The sequence below is a fragment of the Anoxybacillus sp. TBDG-1 genome, from assembly GCF_054815885.1.
Genome location: NZ_JBTZSY010000013.1, coordinates 37051 through 63481, shown reverse-complemented (window position 1 = coordinate 63481; position 26431 = coordinate 37051). Strand labels below are relative to the sequence as shown.

Annotated in this window: 24 protein-coding genes and 1 pseudogene; 20 read left to right on the top strand and 5 right to left on the bottom strand. The window is 41.2% G+C overall.

The features are described 5' to 3' along the window. Positions 1–28: 28 nt before the first annotated feature. The 5 genes from ACYQY7_RS05925 (at position 29) to ACYQY7_RS05905 (ending at position 8329) form a co-directional block, all read left to right on the top strand. Positions 29–2908, top strand: a complete 2880-nt coding sequence (locus ACYQY7_RS05925; protein ID WP_461201182.1) for an ATP-binding protein — start codon at positions 29–31, stop codon at positions 2906–2908. 81 nt (positions 2909–2989) lie between these two features. Further along, positions 2990–4453 (top strand): spore germination protein, encoded by a 1464-nt coding sequence (locus tag ACYQY7_RS05920; protein WP_461201179.1) that lies wholly within the window; start codon positions 2990–2992, stop codon positions 4451–4453. Further along, a complete protein-coding gene (locus ACYQY7_RS05915; RefSeq protein ID WP_461201178.1) occupies positions 4453–5550 on the top strand; it encodes a GerAB/ArcD/ProY family transporter in 1098 nt (365 codons plus the stop codon). The genes ACYQY7_RS05920 and ACYQY7_RS05915 overlap by 1 nt, the downstream gene beginning before the upstream one ends. Further along, positions 5547–6659, top strand: coding sequence for a Ger(x)C family spore germination protein (locus ACYQY7_RS05910; RefSeq protein ID WP_461201177.1), 1113 nt, complete (start codon positions 5547–5549; stop codon positions 6657–6659). Before ACYQY7_RS05915 ends, ACYQY7_RS05910 begins: the two co-directional genes overlap by 4 nt. Positions 6660–6751: 92 nt before the next feature. Beyond that, positions 6752–8329: a putative bifunctional diguanylate cyclase/phosphodiesterase gene (locus ACYQY7_RS05905; protein WP_461201176.1), complete on the top strand. Its 1578-nt coding sequence runs from the start codon at positions 6752–6754 to the stop codon at positions 8327–8329. 84 nt (positions 8330–8413) lie between these two features. On the opposite strand, the gene ACYQY7_RS05900 is transcribed toward ACYQY7_RS05905, so the two are convergent. Beyond that, positions 8414–8854 carry a YkyB family protein gene (locus tag ACYQY7_RS05900; protein WP_461201175.1) on the bottom strand — a complete coding sequence of 147 codons (441 nt, stop codon included), beginning with the start codon at positions 8852–8854 and terminating at the stop codon, positions 8414–8416. A gap of 97 nt (positions 8855–8951) precedes the next feature. Here ACYQY7_RS05900 and ACYQY7_RS05895 point away from each other — a divergent pair, with 97 nt between their 5' ends. From ACYQY7_RS05895 to crcB, 4 genes are read left to right on the top strand one after another with little or no spacing between them, the layout of a single operon-like run. Then, positions 8952–10463, top strand: a complete 1512-nt coding sequence (locus ACYQY7_RS05895; RefSeq protein ID WP_461201174.1) for a Ppx/GppA phosphatase family protein — start codon at positions 8952–8954, stop codon at positions 10461–10463. Between the two features lie 2 nt (positions 10464–10465). Continuing rightward, complete coding sequence (locus ACYQY7_RS05890) at positions 10466–12553, top strand: RNA degradosome polyphosphate kinase (protein ID WP_461201173.1); 2088 nt, start codon at positions 10466–10468, stop codon at positions 12551–12553. Between the two features lie 9 nt (positions 12554–12562). After that, positions 12563–12949, top strand: coding sequence for a fluoride efflux transporter FluC (locus tag ACYQY7_RS05885; RefSeq protein ID WP_461201172.1), 387 nt, complete (start codon positions 12563–12565; stop codon positions 12947–12949). Then, positions 12946–13278: a fluoride efflux transporter CrcB gene (gene crcB, locus ACYQY7_RS05880; protein WP_461201171.1), complete on the top strand. Its 333-nt coding sequence runs from the start codon at positions 12946–12948 to the stop codon at positions 13276–13278. Before ACYQY7_RS05885 ends, crcB begins: the two co-directional genes overlap by 4 nt. On the opposite strand, the gene ACYQY7_RS05875 is transcribed toward crcB, so the two are convergent. Next, positions 13273–14121, bottom strand: coding sequence for a metallophosphoesterase (locus ACYQY7_RS05875; protein ID WP_461201170.1), 849 nt, complete (start codon positions 14119–14121; stop codon positions 13273–13275). The two genes, crcB and ACYQY7_RS05875, sit on opposite strands and share 6 nt — an antisense overlap. A 145-nt stretch (positions 14122–14266) precedes the next feature. On the opposite strand from ACYQY7_RS05875, the gene fadH reads away from it, so the two are divergent. The 9 genes and pseudogenes from fadH to ACYQY7_RS05830 all read left to right on the top strand — a co-directional run. Beyond that, complete coding sequence (fadH, locus tag ACYQY7_RS05870; RefSeq protein WP_461201169.1) at positions 14267–15022, top strand: 2,4-dienoyl-CoA reductase; 756 nt, start codon at positions 14267–14269, stop codon at positions 15020–15022. A gap of 93 nt (positions 15023–15115) precedes the next feature. After that, positions 15116–16330, top strand: coding sequence for an EAL domain-containing protein (locus tag ACYQY7_RS05865; protein WP_461201168.1), 1215 nt, complete (start codon positions 15116–15118; stop codon positions 16328–16330). Positions 16331–16369: 39 nt separating this feature from the next. Then, a complete protein-coding gene (locus tag ACYQY7_RS05860; RefSeq protein WP_461201167.1) occupies positions 16370–16606 on the top strand; it encodes a hypothetical protein in 237 nt (78 codons plus the stop codon). Positions 16607–16705: 99 nt separating this feature from the next. Further along, positions 16706–16945, top strand: coding sequence for a YkuJ family protein (locus ACYQY7_RS05855; RefSeq protein WP_003396622.1), 240 nt, complete (start codon positions 16706–16708; stop codon positions 16943–16945). Positions 16946–17376: 431 nt separating this feature from the next. Continuing rightward, positions 17377–17796 carry a cyclic-di-AMP-binding protein CbpB gene (gene cbpB / locus ACYQY7_RS05850; RefSeq protein WP_461201181.1) on the top strand — a complete coding sequence of 140 codons (420 nt, stop codon included), beginning with the start codon at positions 17377–17379 and terminating at the stop codon, positions 17794–17796. A gap of 61 nt (positions 17797–17857) precedes the next feature. Next, positions 17858–18565, top strand: a complete 708-nt coding sequence (dapD, locus tag ACYQY7_RS05845; RefSeq protein WP_461201166.1) for a 2,3,4,5-tetrahydropyridine-2,6-dicarboxylate N-acetyltransferase — start codon at positions 17858–17860, stop codon at positions 18563–18565. A gap of 43 nt (positions 18566–18608) precedes the next feature. Continuing rightward, complete coding sequence (locus tag ACYQY7_RS05840) at positions 18609–19751, top strand: N-acetyldiaminopimelate deacetylase (protein WP_461201165.1); 1143 nt, start codon at positions 18609–18611, stop codon at positions 19749–19751. After that, positions 19748–20206: a TlpA family protein disulfide reductase gene (locus tag ACYQY7_RS05835; RefSeq protein WP_461201164.1), complete on the top strand. Its 459-nt coding sequence runs from the start codon at positions 19748–19750 to the stop codon at positions 20204–20206. Before ACYQY7_RS05840 ends, ACYQY7_RS05835 begins: the two co-directional genes overlap by 4 nt. After that, a pseudogene (locus tag ACYQY7_RS05830) lies at positions 20194–20871 on the top strand (potassium channel family protein); the annotation flags it as partial. The gene ACYQY7_RS05835 and the pseudogene ACYQY7_RS05830, both read left to right, overlap by 13 nt. Positions 20872–20966: 95 nt before the next feature. Here ACYQY7_RS05830 and ACYQY7_RS05825 read toward each other — a convergent pair. The 3 genes from ACYQY7_RS05825 to ACYQY7_RS05815 all read right to left on the bottom strand — a co-directional run bounded on the left by ACYQY7_RS05825 (position 20967) and on the right by ACYQY7_RS05815 (position 23750). Next, entirely contained in the window at positions 20967–21458 is a 492-nt protein-coding gene (locus tag ACYQY7_RS05825) for a hypothetical protein (RefSeq protein ID WP_461201163.1), read from the bottom strand. 412 nt (positions 21459–21870) lie between these two features. After that, positions 21871–23538 carry a ribonuclease J1 gene (rnjA, locus tag ACYQY7_RS05820; RefSeq protein ID WP_461201162.1) on the bottom strand — a complete coding sequence of 556 codons (1668 nt, stop codon included), beginning with the start codon at positions 23536–23538 and terminating at the stop codon, positions 21871–21873. Continuing rightward, on the bottom strand, positions 23535–23750 hold the full coding sequence (locus ACYQY7_RS05815) for a DNA-dependent RNA polymerase subunit epsilon (RefSeq protein WP_461201161.1): 216 nt from the start codon (positions 23748–23750) through the stop codon (positions 23535–23537). The genes rnjA and ACYQY7_RS05815 overlap by 4 nt, the downstream gene beginning before the upstream one ends. A gap of 560 nt (positions 23751–24310) precedes the next feature. On the opposite strand from ACYQY7_RS05815, the gene ACYQY7_RS05810 reads away from it, so the two are divergent. Next, positions 24311–25360, top strand: a complete 1050-nt coding sequence (locus ACYQY7_RS05810; protein WP_461201160.1) for a hypothetical protein — start codon at positions 24311–24313, stop codon at positions 25358–25360. 42 nt (positions 25361–25402) lie between these two features. Continuing rightward, positions 25403–26293: a hypothetical protein gene (locus ACYQY7_RS05805; RefSeq protein ID WP_461201159.1), complete on the top strand. Its 891-nt coding sequence runs from the start codon at positions 25403–25405 to the stop codon at positions 26291–26293. The last annotated feature ends 138 nt before the right edge of the window (positions 26294–26431 follow it).

Sequence of the window (26431 nt, the reverse complement as noted above, 5' to 3'; positions counted from 1 at the left end):
GTCTTCTTTTTTGTTTGGTTGTAAATTTATGTTAGCGAATTTGCTCATCTACAGTAGACAATTTGTTTTACTTGTCACAAGTTTTTTAATCGTATTTTTGATTGGTGCCGTGTCGTTGTTCGTTTATCAGTCGTCGTTAACGACATCGTTCGAACAAAAAAAAGAGCAAATTGAGACAAAGGTGAAATATGCCCAAGAGGTTGAACGGGCGTTTAATCAAGCGTTTTTCGCTGCGCGTGGCTATTTAGCATTTAACCGGAAAGAATTTAAATTAAGCATTTTCCGCGAACAAGAAAACGTACAAACAGCGCTTGATGCGCTCGAATTCGTTGCGACGACAAAAGATGATACACAATTTATTTTAAAGGCGCGCCAGTTTGCTAATTACTATTTCGGTCAGCTCGTTCCACAAGCGATTGAAGCGTTTGAAAACGGCAATATACAAAAAGTATTAAGTTTATCGGAAAATGGTGGTACGGCGTCCATTGAACAATTTCAATTTCAAATGAAAACGTATAAAAACGGATTAAATAAACAACTTGACGTTGAATTTCAACAGTTGCGTGATGCCCAAACGACTGCCCAAACGGCGTTTATTTTGTTTATTGTTACCATTTTAGCGATTTTAATTACGATCACGCGCATCATGATGAAAAAAATTGGCAGACCACTTAATAAGCTAGCGAAAGTTGCTGAAAAAATCGCAAACGACGAACAAGTCGTTTATGATATGCAAGAAACGACCAAACGGGAAGATGAAATCGGCAAATTAGCTAACGCTTTTCGAAAAATGTTGACGAGCATTCAAGAAAAAGAAGAAAGTTTAATGGCGCATAACGAAGAGTTGCTTGCTCAGCAAGATGAGCTAGAAATACAACAAACTGAACTTGAACAAGCGCTTGAAACGATGCGAACGCGCGAACAAGAGCTAAAACGGCGCAACGATTTTATTAACGGATTATCGAACTCGCTTAACAAACAAGAAGTATTAAAAAATATCGTTTTCAATATGGCGCGTGTCATGGAAGCAGACCGCGGCATGATCGTATTATTGAACGAAGAAAAAACGCATGCTTCCTTCGGCTTATCAGAAGAAGGCGTCCATCAGTTTTTAACGTATATATACAACGGTTTGCATCAACGGTTATTTGAACAAAAAAAGCCGTTTATGTTAAAGCGGGAACTGACCCCGTCTGAAAAAGGGTATCATGAAGAAACGATGTATGTGCATGACGTCTTTTTGCCTGTGTTATCTAATGAAAACGACGTGCAAGCTATGCTAGTATTTAGCCGTTTTGGCGGACCGTTTTCAGATGAAGATATTCAAGAATATGTCGGTTTAACGAAACAAATATCGATTTCGCTTCAAAAAATTGCGCTATATGAACAGTCCGAACAAGCGCGCGAGACGGTGCAACATATTTTAAATACGGTGCAAGAAGGTATTCATTTCGTCGACAGCAAAGGTCATAGCGTGATGGTGAATAAACAAATGGTTGCCTTGCTTCAAAAAGAAACGATTGATGAGCTGGAAGGAGCAAGCTATGAACAATGGGCGCGCGGTTTAGTTGAACAGTCTGATGCGGGCAAAAAGCTATGTGACTATTTGCGGGCGATTATTTTTAACGGTGATGAAGAACATGAACCGTTTGTGTATCAATTGCCACAAAAACGAAAAGTCATTCAAGTGTATGCGAAACCGTTATATCGCAATGGCGAACGGCAAGGAACGGTATTTGTTCATCGGGACATTACAAAACAATTTGAAGTCGATCAAATGAAATCGGAATTTGTCAGCACGGTCAGCCACGAATTGCGCACGCCATTATCAAGCGTGCTCGGCTTTACAGAACTGATGTTGACGAAAGAGTTAAAACCAGAACGTCAAAAAAAATATTTAACAACCATTTACCAAGAAGCAAAACGGTTAACCGCGCTTATTAACGACTTTTTAGATGTGCAACGAATGGAGTCAGGAAAGCAAACGTACGATAAAAAATATGAAGATATTGTATCGATTATTGAAAACGTCATCGAAACGCAAAAAATAAATACGAACATCCATCAGTTTCATTTACAAAAAGAAACAAACAACACGACCGTGCTTGGTGATCGCGATAAACTTGCCCAAGTGTTTACAAATTTAATAAGCAATGCGATCAAATATTCGCCAGAAGGCGGCAATATTACGGTACGCATATACGAGCGAGGCAATCGCCTATGCATTGACGTACAAGATGAAGGATTAGGCATTCCAGAAGAAGCGTTGCCAAACTTATTTACGAAATTTTATCGCGTCGATAACTCCGACCGTCGCCGCATTGGTGGAACAGGGCTTGGACTTGCGATCGTCAAAGAAATTATAAAAGCGCACGAAGGGGAAGTGACCGTCACATCCGAATTGAAAAAAGGAAGTACGTTTACCGTATCGCTTCCGCTAGTTGTCCTCGCAAATACGGAAGAAGAGGAGCGCGACAATAACGAAAAGTACGCACATGCGCACGTCGTTATTGTCGAAGATGACGAACATTTAGCGGCGTTATTAGAAGCAGAATTAAAAGATAGCGGTTTTCGCGTCAAACATGTGAAAGAAGGAAAAGAAGCGATTGCGCTCATCGAAAAAGAAAAACCAGATGCGGTCGTTTTAGATATTATGTTAGAAGAGCACGACGCATCCGGTTGGGACGTGTTAAAAGCGTTAAAGGAAAACGAACAGCTTTCCGACATTCCAATTATTATTTCTTCTGCGTTAGAGGAGCGTGAAAAAGGGATGGCGCTCGGGGCAAGTAGCTATTTAGTCAAACCGTATCAACCGAGCCAACTGTCGAAAATGATTTTACAAATGTTGTTAAACAAAGAGCGGCAAGGGGAAATTTTCATTCCACTGCCGAAAGAGGAAGCCAATTAAGGTTTCCTCTTTTTTTGCATAAAAACGCCCCCTCTTTGCAAACTAGTAAAAAACGAAGCGGAAGAAAAAGGGGACAACATCATGTGGTTTACGAAAAAAAATCGAGTCGATGATGTCGCGAAACTGCTCGCCTATTCACCAGATTTCATATGCCGACGCATCCGATGTCAAGGAAAAATCGTTAACGTCTTATTTTTAAGCAATTTAATTAACCACGGCCATCTCCAACAAAACGTTCTAGCGTTTATTCATGAACAAAAAAACATTTCCATTGACGAGCTCGCTCGTTGTTTGCCGATTGGCGCAATACGTATATGTGAAACAGAAAAAGAGATGGCGTCAGCTATACGTGACGGCTGGGCGGTCATTTCTATTGAAAAAGAGAAACATGCGCTTGCCGTCAACATCGCTGAAAAAGTCGAACGGTCGCTTGAAAAGGCAGAAACGGAGTCGCTCGTTTTAGGACCAAAAATATCATTTACCGAGTCGATTGATACGAACATTCGCATTTTACGCCAAAACATTACAGATAAACATTTAGTGACGGAAAAAGTGGAAATTGGCGAACGCAACACATTGGAAGTACGTATCGTCTATATTCAAGATATTGCGGATGAAACGAACGTTCAAACGGTAAAACAACGACTATCGGAGTTACGCATTGATGAGGTAATTGATAGCTCTGTATTAGCTCAATTGTTAGATGATCATGCATACACCATTTTCCCACAATATTTATTAACGGAACTTCCTGACCGATTAGCGTATAGCTTAATGAAAGGGCGCATCGGCATTTTTGTTGATCGCAGCCCGACGGTCATCATTTGTCCGACGACGTTTTTTAGCTTTTTTGAAACGACGGAAGACACGTATTTACGTTGGGTAATGAGCACGGTCTTGCGCACTATTCGTATGCTAGGCATTTTTGCTTCTATCTTTTTGTCACCTCTTTATGTTGCTGTCATTACGTATCATTACGAAGTCATCCCTTCAGCCTTGTTGTTGACGATTGGGGAATCGCGGTCGCGCGTCCCGTTTCCTCCTGTGATCGAAGCGTTATTTCTTGAATTTATGATTGAGCTGTTGCGCGAAGCAGGCGCGCGCTTGCCGACAAAAGTTGGTCAAACGATGGGGATTGTCGGTGGTATCGTACTTGGACAAGCAGCGGTCGATGCCGGTTTTACAAGCAACGTTCTCATTATTATCGTCGCGTTAAGTGCGCTCGGTTCGTTTACCGCACCAAGCTATGAAATGGGCGCAACGATTCGCATTTTACGCTTCCCGATTATTTTACTCGCAGCGCTTTGGGGGCTTGTTGGCATATTTATTGGCGTCAGCCTTTTGCTTATTCATTTATTAAAACTTACATCGCTCGGACGTCCATATTTATCGCCTGTTTATCCATTTCGTTTGGCGGATATAAAATATGCGCTCATTCGTTTGCCGATAAAATTTTATAGCGACCGCCCGCAAACGAACCGCCCGCAAAATGCTCGCCGCTTTTCATGGCGGGAAGCGATGAGACGAAAGGACTTGGATGAATGATGAAAACGCCACGTGAACGGCTATCGATTAACGCTTATCTCGTTTTTTTTCTCGTTCATACCGCACAAATCGGGCTTGGGATTGTCGGTGTGCAGCGCGTCATTTTTGTCGAAGCGCGCCAAGATGCATGGATTGCTGTGTTACTAAGCGGGCTATGGATTCATCTCGTCGTTTTCATCATTTGTCAAACGTTAAAACAAACAGAACATGACAACATTTTTTCGCTTCATACGTTCGTCTACGGGCGTGTGCTCGGCTGGATTGTGAATGTTGTAGTTGTCGTTTATTTTTTAATGGCATATACGTCCATTTTGCTCGGATACGTCGAAATGGCGTTAACGTGGATGTATCCGGATTTTCCGCTTTGGGGCGGGGCACTTATTTTAATTGTATTAACTGTATATGCACTATACGGCGGCGGATTTCGTCTCGTAGCAGGTGTTAGTTTTATCACATTTTTTATGGCGATTTGGATTGTTGTCGTCGTATTTCAACCATTGAAATACGCGGAATGGATTCATTTATTGCCGATTTTTGAAGCGACCCCAAAACAAATGGCAAACGGTGTATTAAAAACAGCATATACGATGCTCGGATTTGAAGTATTGTACATTATTTATCCGTTTGTTAAAGAAAAAGAACGCGCCCATCGTTACGCCCAACTTGGCGTTTTATTAACGACGTTTCTCGTAGCTGTAGTGACCGTCATCGCCATCGCCTTTTTTAGCCCAAAGCAACTCGATGTCACCATTTGGGCATCATTGTCGATGTTTACAATCGTTAAATTCCCATTTATTGAACGATTCGAATATATCGTCATTCCGCTTTGGTTGCTCGTCGTTTTGCCGAATTTATTAATGTTTATGTGGGGGATGACGCGCGGCGGAAAAGCGCTTTTTCGTGTAAAGCAAAAATATTTGTTATTCGTTTTTGGTGCCCTCTCTTTTTTCGTAGCGATTTTATTTAAACAGAGGGCGACAATTAATGAGTTTATTGACCAAGTCGGCTGGTACGGTTTTTGGCTCAGTTTCGTATATCCGTTTTTTTTGTATGTATTTGTGCGCATAAAAAAATGGGCAAAGGGGAACGCCAAATGAAATGGGTGATCGTCTGTATGTTGTTATTAAGTGGCTGTGTACAACCGCGCGTGTTAGAACGGCAAGGCATTATTACCGCTGCTGGTTTCGATAAAAAGGGCAAGTTGTACGAAGGGGCATCCATCATGCTTTCGTTTCAAACGACCGGCTCGTCAATGTCCGAAGTCATTGAAGCGACGAACAAAACGAGCAAAGGATTTCGCCAAGATTTAGAAGCGCAAACGAGCCACGATTTAGGTTCAGGACAAATTCGCGTCATTGTATACGGAAAAGAATTAGCAGAAAAAGAAGGTATTTTTACGTTAACGGATACGTTGCAGCGCGATGCGAATATTGGCTCGCTCGTGTATTTAGCGGTTGCCGAGCCGAGCGCAAAGGAAGTGATAAAAAGTAAAAAGCATGAAGATACACCTGATGTTGGTACGTATTTATATCGATTAATTGAAAAAAATTTGCGTAGCGAATCGCTATTAGCAGCGACATTACATGAATTTATTCATAGTTATTACGATGTTGGAAAAGATCCGGTATTGCCCTGTCTATCATTGCGTAATGATAAACCGATTATTGAAAAAGTGGCGCTATTTCGTGGAGACAAATTGGTTGGAACAGTGCGACTTGATGAAAGCTTTTATATTAAAATGTTGGCGTCGGAATATAACACCGGATTGAAAAATATCACGGTATCACGCGATGACATCGCCCCGTTATTGATGAAGAAAAAAGGGGGAAAGGTGAATATTGTCATGAACGAAATTCGCACAAAACGGGAAATTAAACTCGTCAGCCAAAAACCGACGCCACATTTTCGAGTCACAGTAAACATGCAAGCAGAAATTTTAGAGATGTCGGAAAAAATGAAGCCGATTATGCAAGCGAACGTCCACATTCTTGAACGAGCGATTGAGAAGCAAATGAAAAAAGAAATAGAGCATCTATTAAATAAATTAAAATCATATAATACCGATCCGATCGGATTTGGGCAAATATACGATCATTCGATACGCAAGTTACAGTTGACGGATAAACAATGGTTGCAATTATATGAAGATGCCCGCATAGATGTCAATGTCAACGTATCGATTTTGCGAACAGGAACAATTGACTAATTTATGTTTCTTTATAGAAAAATATTTTCAATCGTTGAACCGTATGTTTTAATAAAGAGGGAGGAAAGAAAACAAAAAGCGAGGATTACAACATGAATGAACAGCAGTTTCTGCACCAAAACCTTCCATTTATAAAATGGAAGGCTGTTGGGCAACAGTTTGACCAATATGCGATTTTTTTTATTACGAATGAAGATGGAACGATTGTGTATATGGGCGATTCGTTTATGAAACAGTTGTCACGTCGCTATGGCGTCGTTCAACAACTCGTTGACCACGCCCATGAAGCTGTTGTCGCATTACATACGAACGATACGTGGAACGGGAAAACCGTTGTCGATCATCGCCCTGCGTATATGCACGTATATTCATTTCATTCGCACCTCATTTGGACAGGATGCTTTTTGTTAGACAAAGATGATTCAGATATATTGACAGGTGTATTATCGTACGATTCATTTAGCCAAATGCTTCGCGCGCGCATGAATAAACGCGAGCCGTTCGCCTTGTTGTCGCTCAATTTAGACCGATTTAAATTTATTAACGATTTAATAGGGTATGAGTGCGGAAGCGAATTGTTAAAACAAGTGGCGGAGCGGTTGCGTCGCTATGAAGGTGCCATCGTTGCAAGACAACATCGCGATCAATTTTTTCTCGCTTTTTATACGAATGACCGAAACGAACTACGTCGCATGATCGGGGATGTCATTCAACTATTTACGACCCCATTTCAATTAACGGAACAAGAGTTGACCGTGACGCCAAGCATTGGCATAAGCGTCTTTCCTCATGATGCAACCGATTGGACGACGCTCATTTCATGTGCCGATTTGGCACTTGAAATTGCGAAAGAAAACGGGGGAAATACGTACTGTTTTTATACGAACGAATTAAAAAAGACGAACGAAGAAAAACTATACATTCAACATAGCATTCGCAAAGCGTTAAAACAAAATGAATTTATGATTCATTATCAGCCGATTGTCGATATTCAAACAGGTAATATTGTTGCCGTTGAAGCGTTATTGCGCTGGTTCCATCCGAAACGCGGTTGGATTTCACCCGCAACGTTTATTCCGATTGCCGAAGAAACAAATTTAATTCAACCGCTTGGCGACTGGGTATTGCGCCAAGTATGTGAACAAAGTAAAACATGGAAGGAAAAAGGACTACCACACGTCCAAATTGGCGTAAACGTATCAATTAAACAATTTTTGCAAGCCGATTTAGTGAAGCATATTGAACATGTATTGCACACGTACGATTTAGACCCATTTTGTTTAAAATTAGAAATTACCGAAAGTATGGCGATGCATCACGTAGATTACGTGCTCGCTCAGTTGCAGTCGTTAAAAAATTTAGGATTACAACTAGCTGTCGATGATTTTGGGACAGGCTATTCATCGCTAAATTATTTAAAAAAATTGCCGGTAGATATTATTAAAATCGACCGTTCGTTTGTGCAAGATATGGTAAAACATTCATACGATTTATCGATCGTTCGCGCTGTCATTGAAGTGGCGCACAGCTTGAAGATGAAAGTTGTTGCCGAAGGGGTGGAAACGGAAGAGCAACTTGCGATTTTAAAACGAGAAGGTTGCGACCGCGCCCAAGGCTATTATTTCAGTAAACCGCTCTCAGCTGAGCAGTTTGAACAATTAGTCCAATAAGAAAAAGGGCGATCTCATTAAGAGGGCGCCCTTTTGTGTAATATCATAAAAGTATGCGCTTTACTTTTCGAAATAGGCTTGTCCTTATCGAAACGTTTTCCCGAACCGATGTGGACGTGACCAGTCGTAGCGTTTCACTTTCGGCTTAACATCTTCTGGTGAAATGCCTGTATATGCTTGTAGTAATCGCTTCGCTTGAGACAACGGCATTTTGACAACAGGGTTGCGATAAGAATCGTCCAACGTACCGAGATGAGGCAAATGCTTGAAGTCTTCTTTTGTTGGAGGTATGTGGAAGTAATACGCGCCGATCGCCACAAGCACATCCGATTTTTGTTGGCTGTACTTCGGATTTCGGGAAAAATGAAGCCCAACTTTTTTCGCTTTCCCTTCCTCGAGCATTTTTTCAATCGTTTTTTTCTTTAATAAATACAAGTAGGAAGGGTTTAAAGCCGTTTTTGCATGACGGTTTACAGTAAACAGCGCGACCGACAAATTTTCAACGGTGCATTCGACTGTTTCCATGTTTACTCAACTCCTTTTCATTTTGGTACACTTATATTATACACGATCGTTTATGTTTTTGGAAAATTTTCAATTTATTTTTTAGGGAGGTTGAACGTTGAAGTACGGCATTATTGATATTGGCTCTAATACGATGCGTCTAGTCATTTATGAACAAAGTAAAAGCGGTCGTTTACGCGAAAGGGAAAACGTAAAAATTGCTGCGCGCTTGCGCAACCATTTAACAGAAGACGGTTGGTTTACTGAGGAAGGATTGCACGTTCTTTTAGACGGGCTCCTTACGTTTCAAGACGTGACGCGCTTCCATCGGTTGCACGATGTGAAATGTGTCGCAACGGCAACGATTCGTCAAGCGCGCAATCGCGACGACATCGTTCGTATCGTTGCGGAACGAACCGATTTTCGTATTCGTATTTTATCCGAATATGAAGAAGCATACTACGGTTTTTTAGCTGTCATTCAATCGACATCGTTTCATGAAGGGATTACGATTGATATTGGCGGGGGAAGTACGGAAGTGACGTATTTTTACAATCGTGAACTTGTCGATTATCATAGCTTTCCGTTTGGCGCGCTATCGTTAAAGCGTAAATTTGTCGCCGAGAACGTGCCGACCGATGAAGAACTACAGTCGTTACGAACATACGTCGAAAAACAATTTCAATCGCTTCCGTGGCTAAAACAACGAAAACTTCCGATTATTGCGATTGGCGGAAGCGCCCGTAACGTCGTACAAGTACATCAAATGTTGCAAAACTATCCGATTGCGGGCATTCATCAATATGAAATGAATCGGGAGCATATCGCTCAAGTGAAAAAATATTTACGCGCTCTTACATTTGAACAACTTCAAAAAGTGGAAGCGTTATCGAAAGATCGGGCCGATCTAATTATTCCAGCGGTCGAAGTATTTCAAACGTTATATGAAACAGTTGATGCGACGATGTTTATTTTAAGCCGAAAAGGATTGCGCGACGGTATTTTTTACGAACAGTTTGGACCGATCATTTTTCCCAGCGTATTAGATGAAAGTTTTTTTGAATTAGCCCAAGATTACGAAGTGAATACAAACCATGTTCAGCACGTATTAAAACTAGTCATTCAACTGTTTGAACAAATGCGTTCGCTCGCTCTTTTTCCATTGACAGGAGAAGACCTCGTGTTACTCAAGCGCGCTGCCCATGTGTTTTATTTAGGGCAATATGTCGATGAAGAAGCAAGCAGTCAACATACGTTTTACCTTTTAGCGAATCGAACGATTGACGGATTAAGCCATCGCGATCGTGTACAGTTAGCTCTTGTTGCTTCGTTTAAAAATAAAACGTTGTTTAAACAATACGTCCAGCCGTTTCATTCGTGGTTTACACGTGCTGAACAAAAAAAGCTTCGTTTTCTTGGTGCGCTACTAAAATTTGCTTATAGTTTAAACGACACGAAGCGAAATATTGTTAACCGTCTGCAACTTGAGCTTCAAGGGGACACAGTCGTCATGCATCTTTTTTGCAGTCAATCGTTTAAGGCGGAAGAGTATCAAGCAGAAAAACATAAAAAACATGTGGAAAAAATGTTAAAACGCCCGATTCAATTACAGTTTCATTTGGAGGGATGAATATGGATTTTAGTCATCCGCGTTATTACAACAACCGCGAATTAAGTTGGCTAGCCTTTAACGAGCGCGTCTTGCAAGAGGCAATGGATGAGCGCAATCCGTTATTAGAACGGTTGAAATTTTTAGCGATTTTTAGCTCCAATTTAGACGAATTTTTTATGGTGCGCGTCGCTGGCTTAAAAGATCAAGTGAAAGCCGGTTTTAATAAGCCAGAAAATAAAGCAGGATTAACGCCGAAAGAACAGTTGAAAAAAATTGCGAAAAAAACGCATGAGCTCGTTCAGTCGCAGTACGACATGTACAATCGGACGTTATTGCCGATGTTGCACGAGGAAGGGGTGTATTTGCTTGCGCCAAACGAATGGAACGAGGAGCAACGAACATATTTACAAACGTATTTTATGAAAAACATTTTCCCTGTGTTAACGCCGATGGCGGTTGATGCGTATCGCCCGTTTCCGATGTTGTTAAACAAAAGCTTAAACTTAGCGATCGTTCTTGAAGATGATGAAGAAGATGATGACGATCAAAAAAAATTAGCGATTGTACAAGTGCCTGCTGTGTTACGTCGTTTCATTCCTTTGCCTACACATAGTGGTATGCATGCTTATGCGCTATTAGAAGATGTCATTACGACGTTTATTCAAATGTTATTTAAAGGGTACACGGTGCTGTCTGTCACGCAATTTCGTATTACGCGCAATGCGGATTTAACGATTCATGAAGAAGGGGCACGCGACTTATTAAAAGAAATTGAAAAAGAGTTAAAAAAGCGAAAATGGGGCGCTGCGGTGCGGCTTGAGATGAGCAAAAAAGGATTCGACGAATGGGTGCTCGACTATTTATTAGATGAGCTAGAAATTCATGAAAAAGATGTGTACAAAATCGACGGACCCATTGATTTGACGTTTTTGTTTTCGTTTTATCTCGAAGTGGCACGATACAAAGAACATTTGATTTTTGAAACGCTCATTCCACAACCGCCAAAAGATTTAGATGATGAGGAAGACATATTTGAAAAAGCGAAGGAGCACGATTTATTGTTTCATCATCCGTATGAGTCTTTTGAACCTGTCATCGATTTTATTTCTGATGCGGCAGATGATCCAGATGTGTTAGCCATTAAACAGACGTTATATCGTGTTAGCGGTGATTCGCCGATTATTGAAGCGTTAAAGCGTGCGGCAGAAAACGGAAAGCAAGTCACCGTTCTTGTTGAATTAAAGGCGCGATTTGATGAAGAAAATAACGTGCAATGGGCAAAAGAGCTTGAAAAAGCAGGGTGCCATGTCATTTACGGCATGACGCATTTAAAAACGCATAGTAAAATTACGTTAATCGTTCGGCAAAAACAAGGAAAAATTGAACGGTTCGTTCATTTAGGAACAGGCAATTATAACGATGCGACTGCGAAAGTGTATACGGACTTCGGCTTTATTACGGCGAACGAGCAATTTGGAGAAGATGCGACAAACTTTTTCAATTACTTAAGCGGTTATATGGAAAAGCCACCATTTCATCATTTATCCGTCGCTCCGTTTGATTTACGGCAACAATTTTTACAGCTCATCGACGAAGAAATTCGCTATCATAAACAATACGGTGACGGTCGCATTATCGCGAAAATGAACTCGCTGACAGATAAACAGCTCATCATGAAGCTATATGAAGCGTCGCAAGCGGGGGTACAAATTGATTTAATTGTGCGCGGCATTTGTTGTTTACGCCCACAAATTGAAGGAGTGAGTGAAAACATTCGCGTTCGCAGCATCGTCGGCCGCTTTTTAGAACATAGTCGCGTATACTATTTTCATCATCACGGACAAGCGCGCGTCTTTTTATCATCTGCCGATTGGATGACGCGCAATATGGATCGACGCATTGAAATTTTATTCCCGATTTTCCGACAACAATTAAAAGAGCGGCTCGTTGAGGTGCTGCACATGTTGCTTGCTGATAATGTCAAAGCGCGTGAACAAAACGAACATGGGGAATATCATTATGTGAAACGAAAAGATGGGGAAGAAGAAATCGATAGCCAAATGATATTATTTCAAATGGCGTACGATGTCGCAGATGATGAAGAATGAGGTGATAAGATGAAAGAAAGCGGGGCAGTTGCCCTTGGCGGGGCGTTAGGAGCGCTATGCCGATATGGCGCCGCGCTTGCCTTTCCGTTTCTCACATTTCCATGGGGGACATTGCTCGTCAATTATATCGGTTCGTTTTTGCTTGGTGCGCTGACGTCTTACGTTGGAAAACGGAAAATGGCAGAATGGTTGCGACTTGCGATCGGTACGGGATTTTGCGGCGGATTGACGACGATGTCGACGTTTAGTAAAGAAACGGTGACGTTATGGCATACACATGTTGCATTAGCGAATGTATATGTGCTCGCGTCTTTTGTTGGCGGTTTGCTTCTTTGTTATGCAGGCATATATGTCGGTGAACGAGTTGGTGCGAAACATGTAGGTGAGACGTCATGATGTATGTTGCTATCGGTGGTGCGTTAGGGGCGTGGTGTCGGTACAAGCTTGGCGTATGGCTGTTGCGTTGGACAAAACAGTCATCTGTTCCGCTATCCATTTTGTTCATCAACTGGCTCGGTTCATTCGGGCTCGGTTTTGCTCTTTCGTCTGGCGTTCAATCGATTGGCGTGACAGTCGGGTTTTTCGGAGCGTTTACGACGTTTTCAACATTTAGTGTTGAAGCACTTCAACTATTATTGCATAAACAACATAAAGAAGCGTTAATTTATATCGGTGCGTCAATCGTTGGGAGTATAATATTATTTCAAGCCGGGTTTATGTTATAACCCGGCTTTTAGCGTAAATAATGTGAGTTCTGGCGGTGTTAAAAAGCGAAACGGCATGCGGGTCGTGCCAAGTCCGCGATTGACGTATAAGGTGAGCTGCCCGACGCCGTAAAATCCTTCGACGTATTGCTTGGCTAATGGAGGAGTAACGAGCGGACCGATCCACGGCAATTGAATTTGTCCACCGTGGCTATGACCGGAAAGCTGAAGATGAAACGGATATACACTTGCTTGCGTCGCAAGATCAGGCTCATGAATTAAAGCGATCGTATACGTTTCTTTTGGCATATGTTGCACCGTTTTTGCGAAATTTGGCTTACCGAGCATAAAATCATCTAACCCGGCAATGACCATCCGTTCGTTCCCTTGTTTAACGGATACCCATTCATTGACAAGTAAACGAAATCCACTTGCTGTCATCATTCGTTTATATATGTCTGTACCGTATCCGCCATGATCGTGGTTGCCATAAATGCAAAATTTCCCAAGTGGAGCATGAAGTTGGGAGAGCAGCGATGTAATCGCATCGACATGTGCATATTTGTTCGGTTCATCAAGCAAATCTCCTGTAAAACAAATGAGATGAGGATCGAGTGCGTTTATTTGTTCGACTACTTGTTGAAAATGACGAACGGTATAATGATACCCTAAATGCACATCGCTAAATTGGAGCAGTCGACACCCGTCAAAGCTTTTTGGAATGAGCCGATGCACGATATCGTAACGGCGTACCGTCAACCGTCGCGGTTCAATATATTTCGCATACATATATCCTGCCGTGGAAAGCAACGCTCCTTTGACGAATAAAGAGAAAAACGTTTTCAAAACATCTCGTCGTTTCATTCGCTTCAAACCTTACTATAAAAATATTCTTCACTCATTATAAAAGAAAAAAGTTGATAAAAACAGTAAAAATAATATTAAAAATTTTCTAAATATATAGTACAATAAAAATGAATGAATAACCATTCATAAAGGGGATGAGGAAATGAACGGAAAAGTCATTATTGTGACAGGTGGCTCAAGCGGTATGGGGAAATATATGGCAAAGCGTTTTGCGGATGAAGGAGCGCATGTCGTCATTACCGGAAGACGAAAAGAAGCGCTCGAGGAAGCAGCGAATGAAATTGGCGGAAGCGTGTTGCCGATCGTTATGGACGTGCGCAAACCAGAATTAGTCGCTGCGATGGTTAAAGAAACGGATGAACGTTTCGGAAAAATTGATGCGTTAATTAACAATGCTGCTGGCAACTTTATTTGTCCAGCGGAAAAGTTATCAATTAACGGATGGAATAGCGTCATTGACATCGTCTTAAACGGCACGTTTTATTGTAGCCGAGAAGTCGGAAACTATTGGATTGAAAAAGGTCAAAAAGGGTCAATCATTAATATTGTTGCTACATACGCTTGGGGAGCAGGGGCGGGCGTCATTCATTCGGCGTGCGCCAAAGCAGGCGTATTAACGATGACGCGTACGTTAGCGGTCGAATGGGGAAAAAAATACGGTTTTCGTGTAAACGCCATCGCCCCGGGTCCAATTGAGCGAACAGGCGGGGCAGAAAAGCTCATTTTATCAGAAGAAATGGAAAAGCGCGTGAAAGATAGCGTACCGCTCGGTCGCTTCGGGACGCCAGAGGAAATTGCCGGCGTCGCCTCCTTTTTACTTTCTGATGCCGCTGCCTACATTAACGGGGAGTGCATTACCGTTGACGGCGGTCAATGGCTCAATCAACATCCGTTTTAATGCGACGTTTCTTGACGTCGCTTTTTTTTGTACGATGAATGTGTGCGTTTCTTATGATATAATGAGTGAAAAAACGGGGGAGGGGGCGTCGTTTTGGATGCGCTAGACATTTTAACACATATCGATCAAGTCGTTCCGTATTATCAACCGATTTTTAGTGCTGACGAGCAATGCATTGTTGGTTATGAAGTGCTTGGTCGCTTTCAACATGGCAACGAAGTCATCAGCCTCGGCCCATTTTTTCACGATGAAACGATTCCAGAAGAGTTCCGCATGGAAGTCGATCATGCGGTAACTATAAAAGCGCTCGAACAGTTCGTAAATGAACAGCCCGCGTCACTTATTTTTATTAACCGCGACGCCAATGTGTTAATGATTGACCGCGGTGAATCATTTTTACAACTGCTTTTTCAATACAAGGAAAAAGGGTTGTCGCTCAAACAAGTCGTTCTTGAAATTACTGAACATCATTTTAAAGGCGACATTCAACAACTTGGGCACGTGCTCACATATTTGCGTACATACGGCATTCAAATTGCGGTCGATAACATTGGAAAAGAAAGCAGCAACTTAGACCGCATTCGTTTGCTAGCGCCCGATTTGTTGAAAATTGACTTGTATTCGCTGCGCACGTCGGCAACAACCGTATCGTACGATGATGTACTATATTCCATTTCGCTTTTAGCGCGCAAAATTGGTGCAACACTGTTGTATGAAGATATTGAAAACACCTTTCAGCTCCAATATGCGTGGCGAAACGGCGGAAGGTATTATCAAGGTTATTATTTGCATGAACCTTCGCCATCATTTCTTCCTAACGATTTATTAAAAGAACGATTGCGCGATCAATTTCATACGTTTATTCAACACGAAAAAAAGAAACTGCAAACGTTATACGATATTTCCGAACAATTTCAAGCGCGCGTATCAGAGCTTGTCGCTAAACATAAAAAGGCGTCGTCGTTTAATGAGCTCATTTCCGCCTTAGCGAAACAGTTAAGCGATTGTAGTTTTCGCATTTACATATGCGATGAAGACGGTTTTCAACGGTCTGCGAACATGTTTAAAAAAGGAAATACGTGGGAATTACAGCCGCAATATGAAATGAAAAACTGGAGCTGGCGCCCATATTTTCTCGAAAACATCATTCGTATGCGCTCACGCAAACGCGGCATTTTATCTGATTTATATAGCGATATTGAAACAGGAGAAATGATTCGTACGTACTCGTATCCGATTGATGAGCATCATTATTTATTTATTGATTTAACGTATGAGTATTTATTTGAACATAATGCTCATTTGTAATAAAACGTCGCTTGCGGTGGGAAAGTAAATATGAGGTGAATGATGATGGATACATTTTCTTGGATGCTTTTGCTCATCGCAAGCGGGGTATTAATCGGAGGGCTTGTATATACGTATCAAGTTGGTAAGCGGCAAAAAGTGCAAGGCGAATACGATGCGCCCGTCAGCGAAAAAGTGGCTGCTCATCCGTATGTGCGCAATCCAGTTTTTATTGCATACATCGTGTTTGTTGCCCTTTTACTCGGTTATATTGCATACGTCGCGCTTCAAACGTAAGCCTGCTTTTGTGGGCTTTCGTTTTTGTTTACTTTTTTCGCGATTCTTGGTACAGTAGTGAATAGTCGTTGAAATACGTATCGGAAAGGAATGAACGTCATGTCGCAATTATTAGGCATTATTCAACGTTTAATTAGCTTACAAGAACAAAAAACAGGAACGAACGAAGCGCCACAACGCAACTTTGAAGTGAACGGTGAAAAAAAATGTAGCGTCACATATTACGAAAAAACAAACACGTTCGTATTAGAAGTGTACGAAAAAGGAGAAAAACCGAAGTCGTATCAGTTCGACAACATCGATATGATCGCCATCGAAATTTTTGATTTATTGAATTAATTGTTCAAAAGGCATATGAAAAGGAGCTATCTAATCATTGAGCAGTAAGCTCATTAGATAGCCCCTAGGTTGCCTGTGACAAGACAGGCGATGTATATGTTTGACTTAAATATATCTTGTTGTTCAGTCCCAATATTTTCTACTAGTCCACACATATACACACCACCGCGGATGATTCGGCGGCTTTTTTGCGTCGTTTCGTTTTCAATCCATCCGCTTGCTAATGTTATTTTTTTCGCATGCCATTCATTTAACTCCGCTTTTTTGCTTTCTTTTTTAGGCGCAATCGCTCACGTTTTACGGCTTCCCATCCCCATTTCATACGGCTATGTTTATCATTGTATCATATCGGATGACTTCTCGCTTTTCCTTATTGAAATGAACATGGTACAATGACAAATGGGGATTATATTGTGAAAGGCGGAATGACGATGCAACAACCACCGCTCATTGACTTGATGATTCCGTCCGATAAAGTAGCGCACGTGCAAGTGGGGAATCATTTAGAACACGCATTATTAGTATTGACACGCACAGGATATTCAGCTGTTCCTGTGTTAGATATGACGTACAAACTGCAAGGGCTCATTAGTATGACAATGATTATGGATGCGATTTTAGGTCTTGAGCGCATTGAATTTGAGCGATTAGAGACGATGAAAGTTGAACAAGTGATGCAACGCAACATTCCACGTTTACATGTGAACGATTCATTTTTAAAAGCGTTGAAGTTGCTCATTGATCACCCATTCGTTTGCGTCGAAAATGATGCGGGCTACTTTGTAGGCATTATGACGCGGCGTGAAATATTAAAGCGGTTCAATCGCTCGATGTATGAAAAGCGACAATAAGCTTGTCACCGTTTGTTTCATTTGTTAAAGTAAAAAATAAAGCAATAAGGAGGAGCTAACGATGATGATGGATGCCAATGAAATTATTTCATTTATTCAAAACAGCAAAAAGAAAACCCCAGTAAAAGTATACATAAAAGGAGACATCGCCGACATCGACTTCGGACCGAGCGCGAAGACGTTTATTACAGGTCATATCGGCGTCGTATTTGGCGAATGGGCAGACATTGAAGCGGCGCTTGAAGCAAATAAACATAAAATTGAAGACTACGTCGTCGAAAACGATCGTCGCAATTCTGCGATTCCACTTCTTGATTTAAAACATATAAAAGCGCGCATCGAGCCGGGGGCGATCATTCGCGATCAAGTACAAATTGGCGACAACGCCGTCATTATGATGGGCGCTGTCATTAACATCGGTGCCGTTGTTGGGGAAGGCACGATGATCGACATGAACGCGGTGCTCGGCGGACGGGCGACAGTAGGGAAAAACTGCCACGTAGGTGCTGGGGCAGTTCTCGCTGGTGTCATCGAGCCACCGTCAGCTAAACCGGTCATTGTGGAAGATGATGTGATGATCGGAGCAAACGCAGTCATTTTAGAAGGCGTAACGGTTGGAAAAGGTGCAGTCGTCGCCGCAGGAGCGATTGTGACAGAAGATGTGCCGCCATATACGGTTGTCGCAGGCGTTCCAGCGCGCGTCATTAAACAAATCGATGAAAAAACGAAAGCAAAAGTAGAAATTAAACAAGAACTTCGTCAACTATAAAGCGTGGATCGATTCCACGCTTTTTTCAAAAGGAGAGGTTAACATGAGCGATTTTATTCATATTCGCCGCGATTTGCATCAAATTCCTGAGCTCGGCTTTCAAGAGTTTCAAACACAACAATACATATTGAATTATATCGCAACGCTTCCGCAAGAACGAATACAAATCAAAACGTGGAAAACAGGTATTTTCGTTCGTGTCCTTGGCACAGCGCCAACGAAAACGATCGGTTATCGCGCTGATATGGATGGGCTGCCGATTGACGAACAAACAGACGTCCCGTTTCGTTCGACGCATGAAGGACGCATGCACGCATGTGGGCACGATATGCATATGGCGATTGCGCTCGGTGTCCTTACTTACGTCGTTCATCATCCGATTCGCGATAATATGTTGTTTATTTTCCAACCTGCCGAAGAAGGACCGGGTGGAGCGCTTCCGATGCTTGAAAGCGATGAAATGAAACAATGGATGCCCGATATGGTTGTCGCTTTGCATATCGCTCCACAATATCCGGTCGGAACGATTGCGACAAAAGAAGGGTTGTTGTTTGCGAACACGTCCGAACTGTTTATTGATTTAATCGGCAAAGGTGGGCATGCCGCATTTCCGCACGAAACGAAAGATATGGTCGTTGCGGCAAGCGCCTTAATTATGCAGCTGCAAACGATCGTCTCCCGCAACGTCAATCCGCTAGATAGCGCCGTCATTACGATTGGCAAACTGACAAGCGGTACGGTACAAAACGTTATTGCAGAACGCGCACGGTTAGAAGGAACGATTCGCACCCTTTCGCCAGAAGCAATGGAGAAAGTAAAGGGGCGCATCGAAGCGATCGTGCGCGGCATCGAAGTCGCTTACGACTGCGAAGCGCATATCGATTACGGTTCGATGTATTATCAAGTGTACAACGACGAGACATTAACGAATGAATTTATGCGATTTGTTGAAAAAGAAACAGACGTCCGCCTCGTTCGTTGTCAAGAAGCGATGACGGGCGAAGATTTCGGCTACATGCTCGCGCGCATTCCCGGCTTTATGTTTTGGCTCGGCGTACAATCCCCGTTCGGTTTGCATCATGCGCAATTAAATCCGAACGAACAAGCAATCGATGTCGCCATCCAACTGCTCACCCGTTATGTCACTTGGAAAGGAAATCATTATGCAAAGGAAGAAGAACGATGAAATTACGAGAACTAATGCCATCATTAGACGGAGCAACGATCGTATTAAATGGAAACGTCACTCGCGAACAGCTCATCGGTAAACCGACGCTTATTCATTTTTGGGCGGTGAGTTGCCATCTTTGTAAAGACGGAATGAAACAAGTCAATGCTTTTCGCGATCGCTATAAAGATGAATTACACGTCATTTCGATTCATATGCCACGGCGCGCTGGTGATGAAAACGTAGAAGTCGTCAAACAGCTAGCTGAACAATACGGCATAACCCATCCGCTTTTCATTGACAATGACCATCGTTTAAAAGAGGCGTTTGATAATCGCTGCGTACCAACGTATTATATATTTGATGCAGATGGTAAGCTTCGTCACTATCAAGCAGGAAGCGGTGGCGTGCACATGTTAGAAAAACGAATTGTGCGTGTGTTAGAAGAAAATCGAACAAGAGGGGATTTTTGATGAAGAAAAAAGAATTTGCAGTTATCGGTCTTGGGCGGTTTGGCGGTAGCGTGTGCCGTACGTTAAGCGAACAAGGCATGGAAGTACTTGCGATTGATATGAACGAAGATAAAGTGAACGAATATGCATCCATTGCCTCCCAAGCGGTCGTTGCTGATTCAACGGATGAAAACGTATTAAAAAGTTTAGGCATTCGTAATTTTGACCATGTCATCGTCGCCATCGGTGACAACATTCAAGCGAGCATTTTAACAACGCTTATTTTAAAAGAGCTTGGCGTCGAAAAAATTACAGTAAAAGCGACGAACGATTATCATGAAAAAGTGTTGAAAAAAATAGGTGCTGATCATATCGTTCATCCGGAACGGGATATGGGCGAAAGAATTGCGAACAATATGATTTCAAACAACGTGCTCGATTATTTAGAGCTATCTGATCGCCATAGCATCGTCGAAATTGTCGCCAACGAAAAGCTACATGGTCATTCGCTTCTCGAGTTAGACATTCGCGCGAAATACGGCATTAACATTGTCGCGATTAAACGAAACAACGACATTATCGTTTCACCGCTCGCATCTGAAATGATTTACGAGGGAGACATTTTAATTGTCATCGGTGCCGATCAAGACATTGACCGCTTTGAAAGCGAAGTCGTTGGGGAATAGGAAAAGAAGGTGTCCAAACGGGCACCTTCTTTTCAACAGTCTGAAAGACAGAGTATATCTCCGTCTTTTTCACGAGGTATAGTTATTTATAAAACTTATCTTTGTCCTTTCAACAATTCTTTTTTCTCTTCTAAATATTTCAATTGGATTTCAAACACTTTTTCCCTCGGTACGTAATGAATGATTCCTTGTTTCAAAAGTGCATCCACTTTTTTCACTTTTTTCATTATTTCTCTTTGAATCTTTGTGTTTTTAATTTCAAAAGGAACATCATTTAAAGTATATGGTTGTCCAATGAATTGTTTATGAATAATATACATATTTTGTATCAATAAATAACTATCATAACGATTTATTTTAATGGGGTGTATAAAATCTGGTCTTTTCATCGATAATGATTTGATCTTTTCGTTTTTATCATCATCTTTTGTGATAGGAATACAAAAAAGCCCATCAGGGAATTCTTCTTTTTCAATGACTAAAATTAACATAGGCCTTTTCTTTTTTATAGGTACTTTATATTGTGACCAGTCGGTAATCGAAAAAAATTCTTCCTTGATAAAATAAATTTTAAAATGTTCAGACATCCCTTAATACCCCAATCGAAAAAGAAGCGGGTACCCCGCTTCTTTTTTGGAAAATTTTCGAGTCCGCCATTTATTAGTCGCCTGCGGATGAGCGACAAGTTTTCGAGTCCGCCATTTATTAGTCGCCTGCGGATGAGCGACAAGTTTTCAAATGATTTGTAGAGCCTTTTGTCGGCGCGATTTTTAATGATGGCGAAAAGCCAATCGTAGGTAACTAAAACACCCTACACCTGTATTTTCATTATATTCAACGGAATTTATTCTGTCAATGAACATATTTGACATTGTACCAAGGCACGAACCTGTCTTTTTTCTCAAACATTTTACTCATACGAATGAAATGTTTGAAGGTAAAGGAGAAAATGTATTTCAACGTTTTAAAAAGAAGGTGTCCAAACGGGCACCTTCTTGCTTATACTTCCATAATAATCGGTAAAATCATTGGCTTGCGTTTCGTTTTTTCGTATAAAAACGGTGCGAGCGTATCGGTAATTTCTGTTTTAATGTCCGACCATTGATTTGTTCCTTGTTCGAGCAACTGTTGTAAATGTTTCGCAATCAGTTGTTGCGCATCGCTAATTAAGTTGCCGGATTCACGCATGTAGACGAATCCGCGTGAAATAATGTCTGGACCAGCAACAATTTTCATTTCTTTCATATTAATGCTAATCACAACAATAACTAATCCTTCTTCCGACAAAATGCGGCGGTCGCGCAGGACGATGTTGCCGATATCGCCAATGCCGCTTCCGTCAATATACACCGAGCCGGATGGAATTTTTCCGACAATGCTTGCTCCTTCTTCACTAATGCCAAGCACATCGCCGTTGTCCATAATAAAACAATTTTCTTCTGGCACACCGCAATCAACGGCAAGTTTCACATGCATTTTTTGCATACGATATTCTCCGTGAATCGGCATAAAATATTTCGGTTTCATAAGGCGAATCATCAGTTTTTGTTCTTCTTGGCTGCCGTGACCAGACGTATGAATGTCGCTAAGCGGTCCGTGAATCACCTCCGCACCTGCGCGCGCGAGCATGTTAATGATGCGGTTGACGCTTACTGTATTGCCCGGGATCGGGGAAGATGAAAAGACGACCGTATCGCCCGGTATAATTTGAATTTGGCGATGTGACCCGTTCGCGATGCGCGACAACGCTGCCATCGGCTCCCCTTGACTTCCGGTACAAAGAATCGTGACGCGATGGGCAGGGAGGCGATTAATTTGCGCTGCATCGACAAACGTATCTTTCGGACATTTAATGTAGCCGAGCTGTTGCCCAATTTGGATAGCTGCTTCCATGCTTCGTCCGAATACCGCAATTTTTCGATTGTTTAATACCGCTGCTTCCGTCACTTGTTGTAAGCGGTGAATGTTTGAAGCGAACGTTGCAAAAATAATGCGCCCTTGCACTTTTCGGAAAATGTCATGAATGCTTTCGCCGACGCGCCGTTCTGACATTGTAAAATGTGGAATTTCGCTATTTGTACTATCAGACAATAAACAAAGAACGCCTTCTTTTCCGATCTCAGCCATTTTTGTTAAGTTCGCTGGCTCGCCAACGGGAGTAAAGTCGAATTTAAAGTCACCTGTATGCACAATTTGACCGACTGGCGTTTTGACGACAATCCCGTAGCTGTCCGGAATGCTGTGCGTTGTGCGGAAAAAGGTGACCGCTGTTTTTCCGAACGAAATGACATCATCTTCCTTCATTTCAATGAGTTTCGTTTGACGAAGCAATCCGTGCTCTTCTAGCTTGTTGCGAATGAGTCCGAGCGCTAGCTTCCCGCCATAAATCGGCACGTTCACTTGGCGAAGCAAATACGGAATGCCGCCAATATGGTCCTCATGTCCGTGTGTAATAAATAATCCTTTAATGTTTTCTGCGTTTTTCACTAAATAGCTATAATCAGGAATGACGTAATCAATTCCGAGCAATTCATCTTCCGGAAATTTAATGCCGGCGTCAATGATGATGATTTCATCCTCGTACTGCACGCCATATGTATTTTTCCCGATTTCACCTAGACCGCCGAGAGCGAAAATACCAACTTGCTTGTCCTTTAACATGTTCATTGTTCAATCTCCAATACGTAGAAATCAGGGTTTTGTTGCTCGTACGCTAAATGCGCACCTTCAAGTAGCTGAATGTATTCAATATTGATATGACGGTCTTGTAATTTTCGGCGCACATCTCGCTCGCTATCCGCTTCAATATATAGCGTCTTCGTTTTTTCCCTTACAGGTACTTCATCGATCGTATCTTGGTAAAACACTTTAAAAATCAACGTTCATCTCTCCTTTTTGTCATTTGTTTAAAAATAAAGCGATATTTAGCTCCGGACGCTTTCCGCTTTTCTTATTATATATAATAAAGTGTGGAATGGGAAACAAAATTGAAAAGAAGCCCTTCGATCGAAGGGCTCGTACAACTATGCAATCGATTTTCTGCGCAAAAGTTCTTTCCATTGTTTGAGCAGCTTGCGTTTCAACTTTTTCAACATGACGCATCACTCCTCACTTTTATTGTATCCGATTTTGTCGGAAAGTAAATGTGTTATCTATATATTTATTATAAGAAGATGATCGACAAATTTTGCATGGGAAAATATACATAACCTATTTACTACCATATGCATGGCGGAAGAGATACTGTCTAAAATGAGTATGTTTTAAAATGTTTTGCTCATTCATTAAAGTGAACGCTTTTTGACGAGCGAAAAAGCACATCAATGCACATCAATATTACAAAAATTTCTCTTAGTATGTTGACGTTTTTTTTTTTATAATTAAAAAAATTCTTATATAATTATTTGAAGGCTAAATGGATTGGAATGGGGGAGATTTAATGAGAAAAGTTTTCCTTAGTTTATTTATGTTAGTGATGTTCTATATTTTAGCTACAGGATCTTCGACGTCCGCTACCAACATCACCAATGATAAAAACATTAAGGATGTAAATGGAATGTTAGAGTTACTTGGTTTTTCTAAAGAAGATGTTAAAGATCTAAAAACAAATAAAGCCGATGTAGCAGATATAAATTTTCAAGATGAAGGTACAAGGAATTTGAAATTAAGAAAGAAGGATATCTTATTTTTAGCTCACTTTGGATTTACTAAGGAGAGAATTGAACATTTCACGCTAAATGACTGGGATCATTTTAAGAATATGAAGCAACCTGAATTGATAGATGTGAATGTTTCGTACTTTAAAATTGACGGAAATAATGGAGAACTCACTCCTATAACGAAATATGAATTTGAGAGAAACAAAAAACAAAGGGATGAATATGATGACAAAATAAAAAATAATCCAAAATTAGTAACCGCCTTTTTATGTGATCCAGACAATACTTGTCAAGGATCAAACTCGTCATCCATGGTGAAACTTACTGTTGCAGTTACTCATTCGTCTAAATATGCAATTGTATCTGATTTTGATTGGGTAAACGATTCTAATGAGCGACACGTGGATTTATTCGGAACTGGACATAAGGAGGCTTTGACTGTAGATTATGAATCAATATTTGGAAGTTGGACAACGAAGTATTATGATAATTATGGTTACGTAGCAGGAAGAACCTCTCATTTTAATGGTGCGACATATAAATTTTCGACAGGGTATGTTCACAAATTGGATAGAAACTCTTCTGATCATCAAGAATTTTGGCAGTATAATGGAAAATGGATACGTGCACAAGACGATTCAGGATATACGTATGCCGAATTTGAGTGGAGTTCTGGGGCGAATTCTTCTGCATATGCTAATTATACTCATATGAAAACTGGATGGAGCTCTTCATTTAGTGTGTCGATGCCGCTAGGAGCGTCGATTTCTGTTTCTGGAACAACCAGTTACGTACAAATACCAAATGCTGCAGTTTCTTTTACGAGATAAAACTATGTCGCAAGTAGATATATAGTGAAGGGTGGCTTGCTATTGAAACGAGTCCTTAGTTATTTCTTGTTGTGTACAATGCTAGTCGGGTGTGGTTCTCAGGAGATACATTTACAGGCTCAGCATTTGGATGAAAAAAGACAAGGTTTTGATAAAGAAGAGGTCGAAAGTTTCATCAGAGAGCCGGAAAAACTGAATAATACAATTAACCCGCAGTTTAAAAATAAAGATATTGTAAATTTATTTCTGCTTGGGTTGACGAAAGAAGAAATGAAGTACATGAATATCGAGGAGTTGTATTTCTTTAGCAATAAAAGCTTGATAAATAAACGGGAAGACCTAAATGAGCAAACGTTAAGAGATATTTTTAAAAAACAGACAAATGATCAAGTCATTCAATGTGATCTCTATAAGCAGATGTTATGTACCGCAACGACAATTTACACAATTCACAAAAAGAGAGTGATGGAATTGACAATGTCTGTTTCCTTGTTAAACCGAAAAGAGCATCGATATGCCGTCGTTTTGTCATACAAATGGCTTACAGATCCGAAAGAAAGGAAGGCGGACTTTTACGGAGTTTTGACGACAGAAAATGCGGTCGTAGATTACGATCAATTTTATAGCTCTTACAAAACATATCGCGACGCATCTCACATGAGCATAAAACATTATAATAAGCCGTATCAATCTTCTGTTGTCGGTTATGTGATAAAAAATTCTTTAAACAAGGAAAATAGTCAGCACTTCGGCTATGTGTATGTCGAAATTGTGCCCTCAGATCTTACCCATAAATACATTGATGTTGAGGGATTTTATGTGCATGCCAATGAAGATCACTCGTTTTCTTTTCAAGATGTTCTTTATGAGAGTGTGAGTGATGATATGGCGATGTTTAAGTCTCCGACTACTCGAATTGCAATTAAAAATTGACGAATGAAATGAACTGAAGTTCCAAGGGAGCGTTTGATCAAAAGTGCTTCCTTCTTTCTTTTTACTTTTTTGGTATTTTTATGGTTCATCACTACAACATGTACTTGACAAGAGAGGAATTTTCTTGAGCCGCCGTGC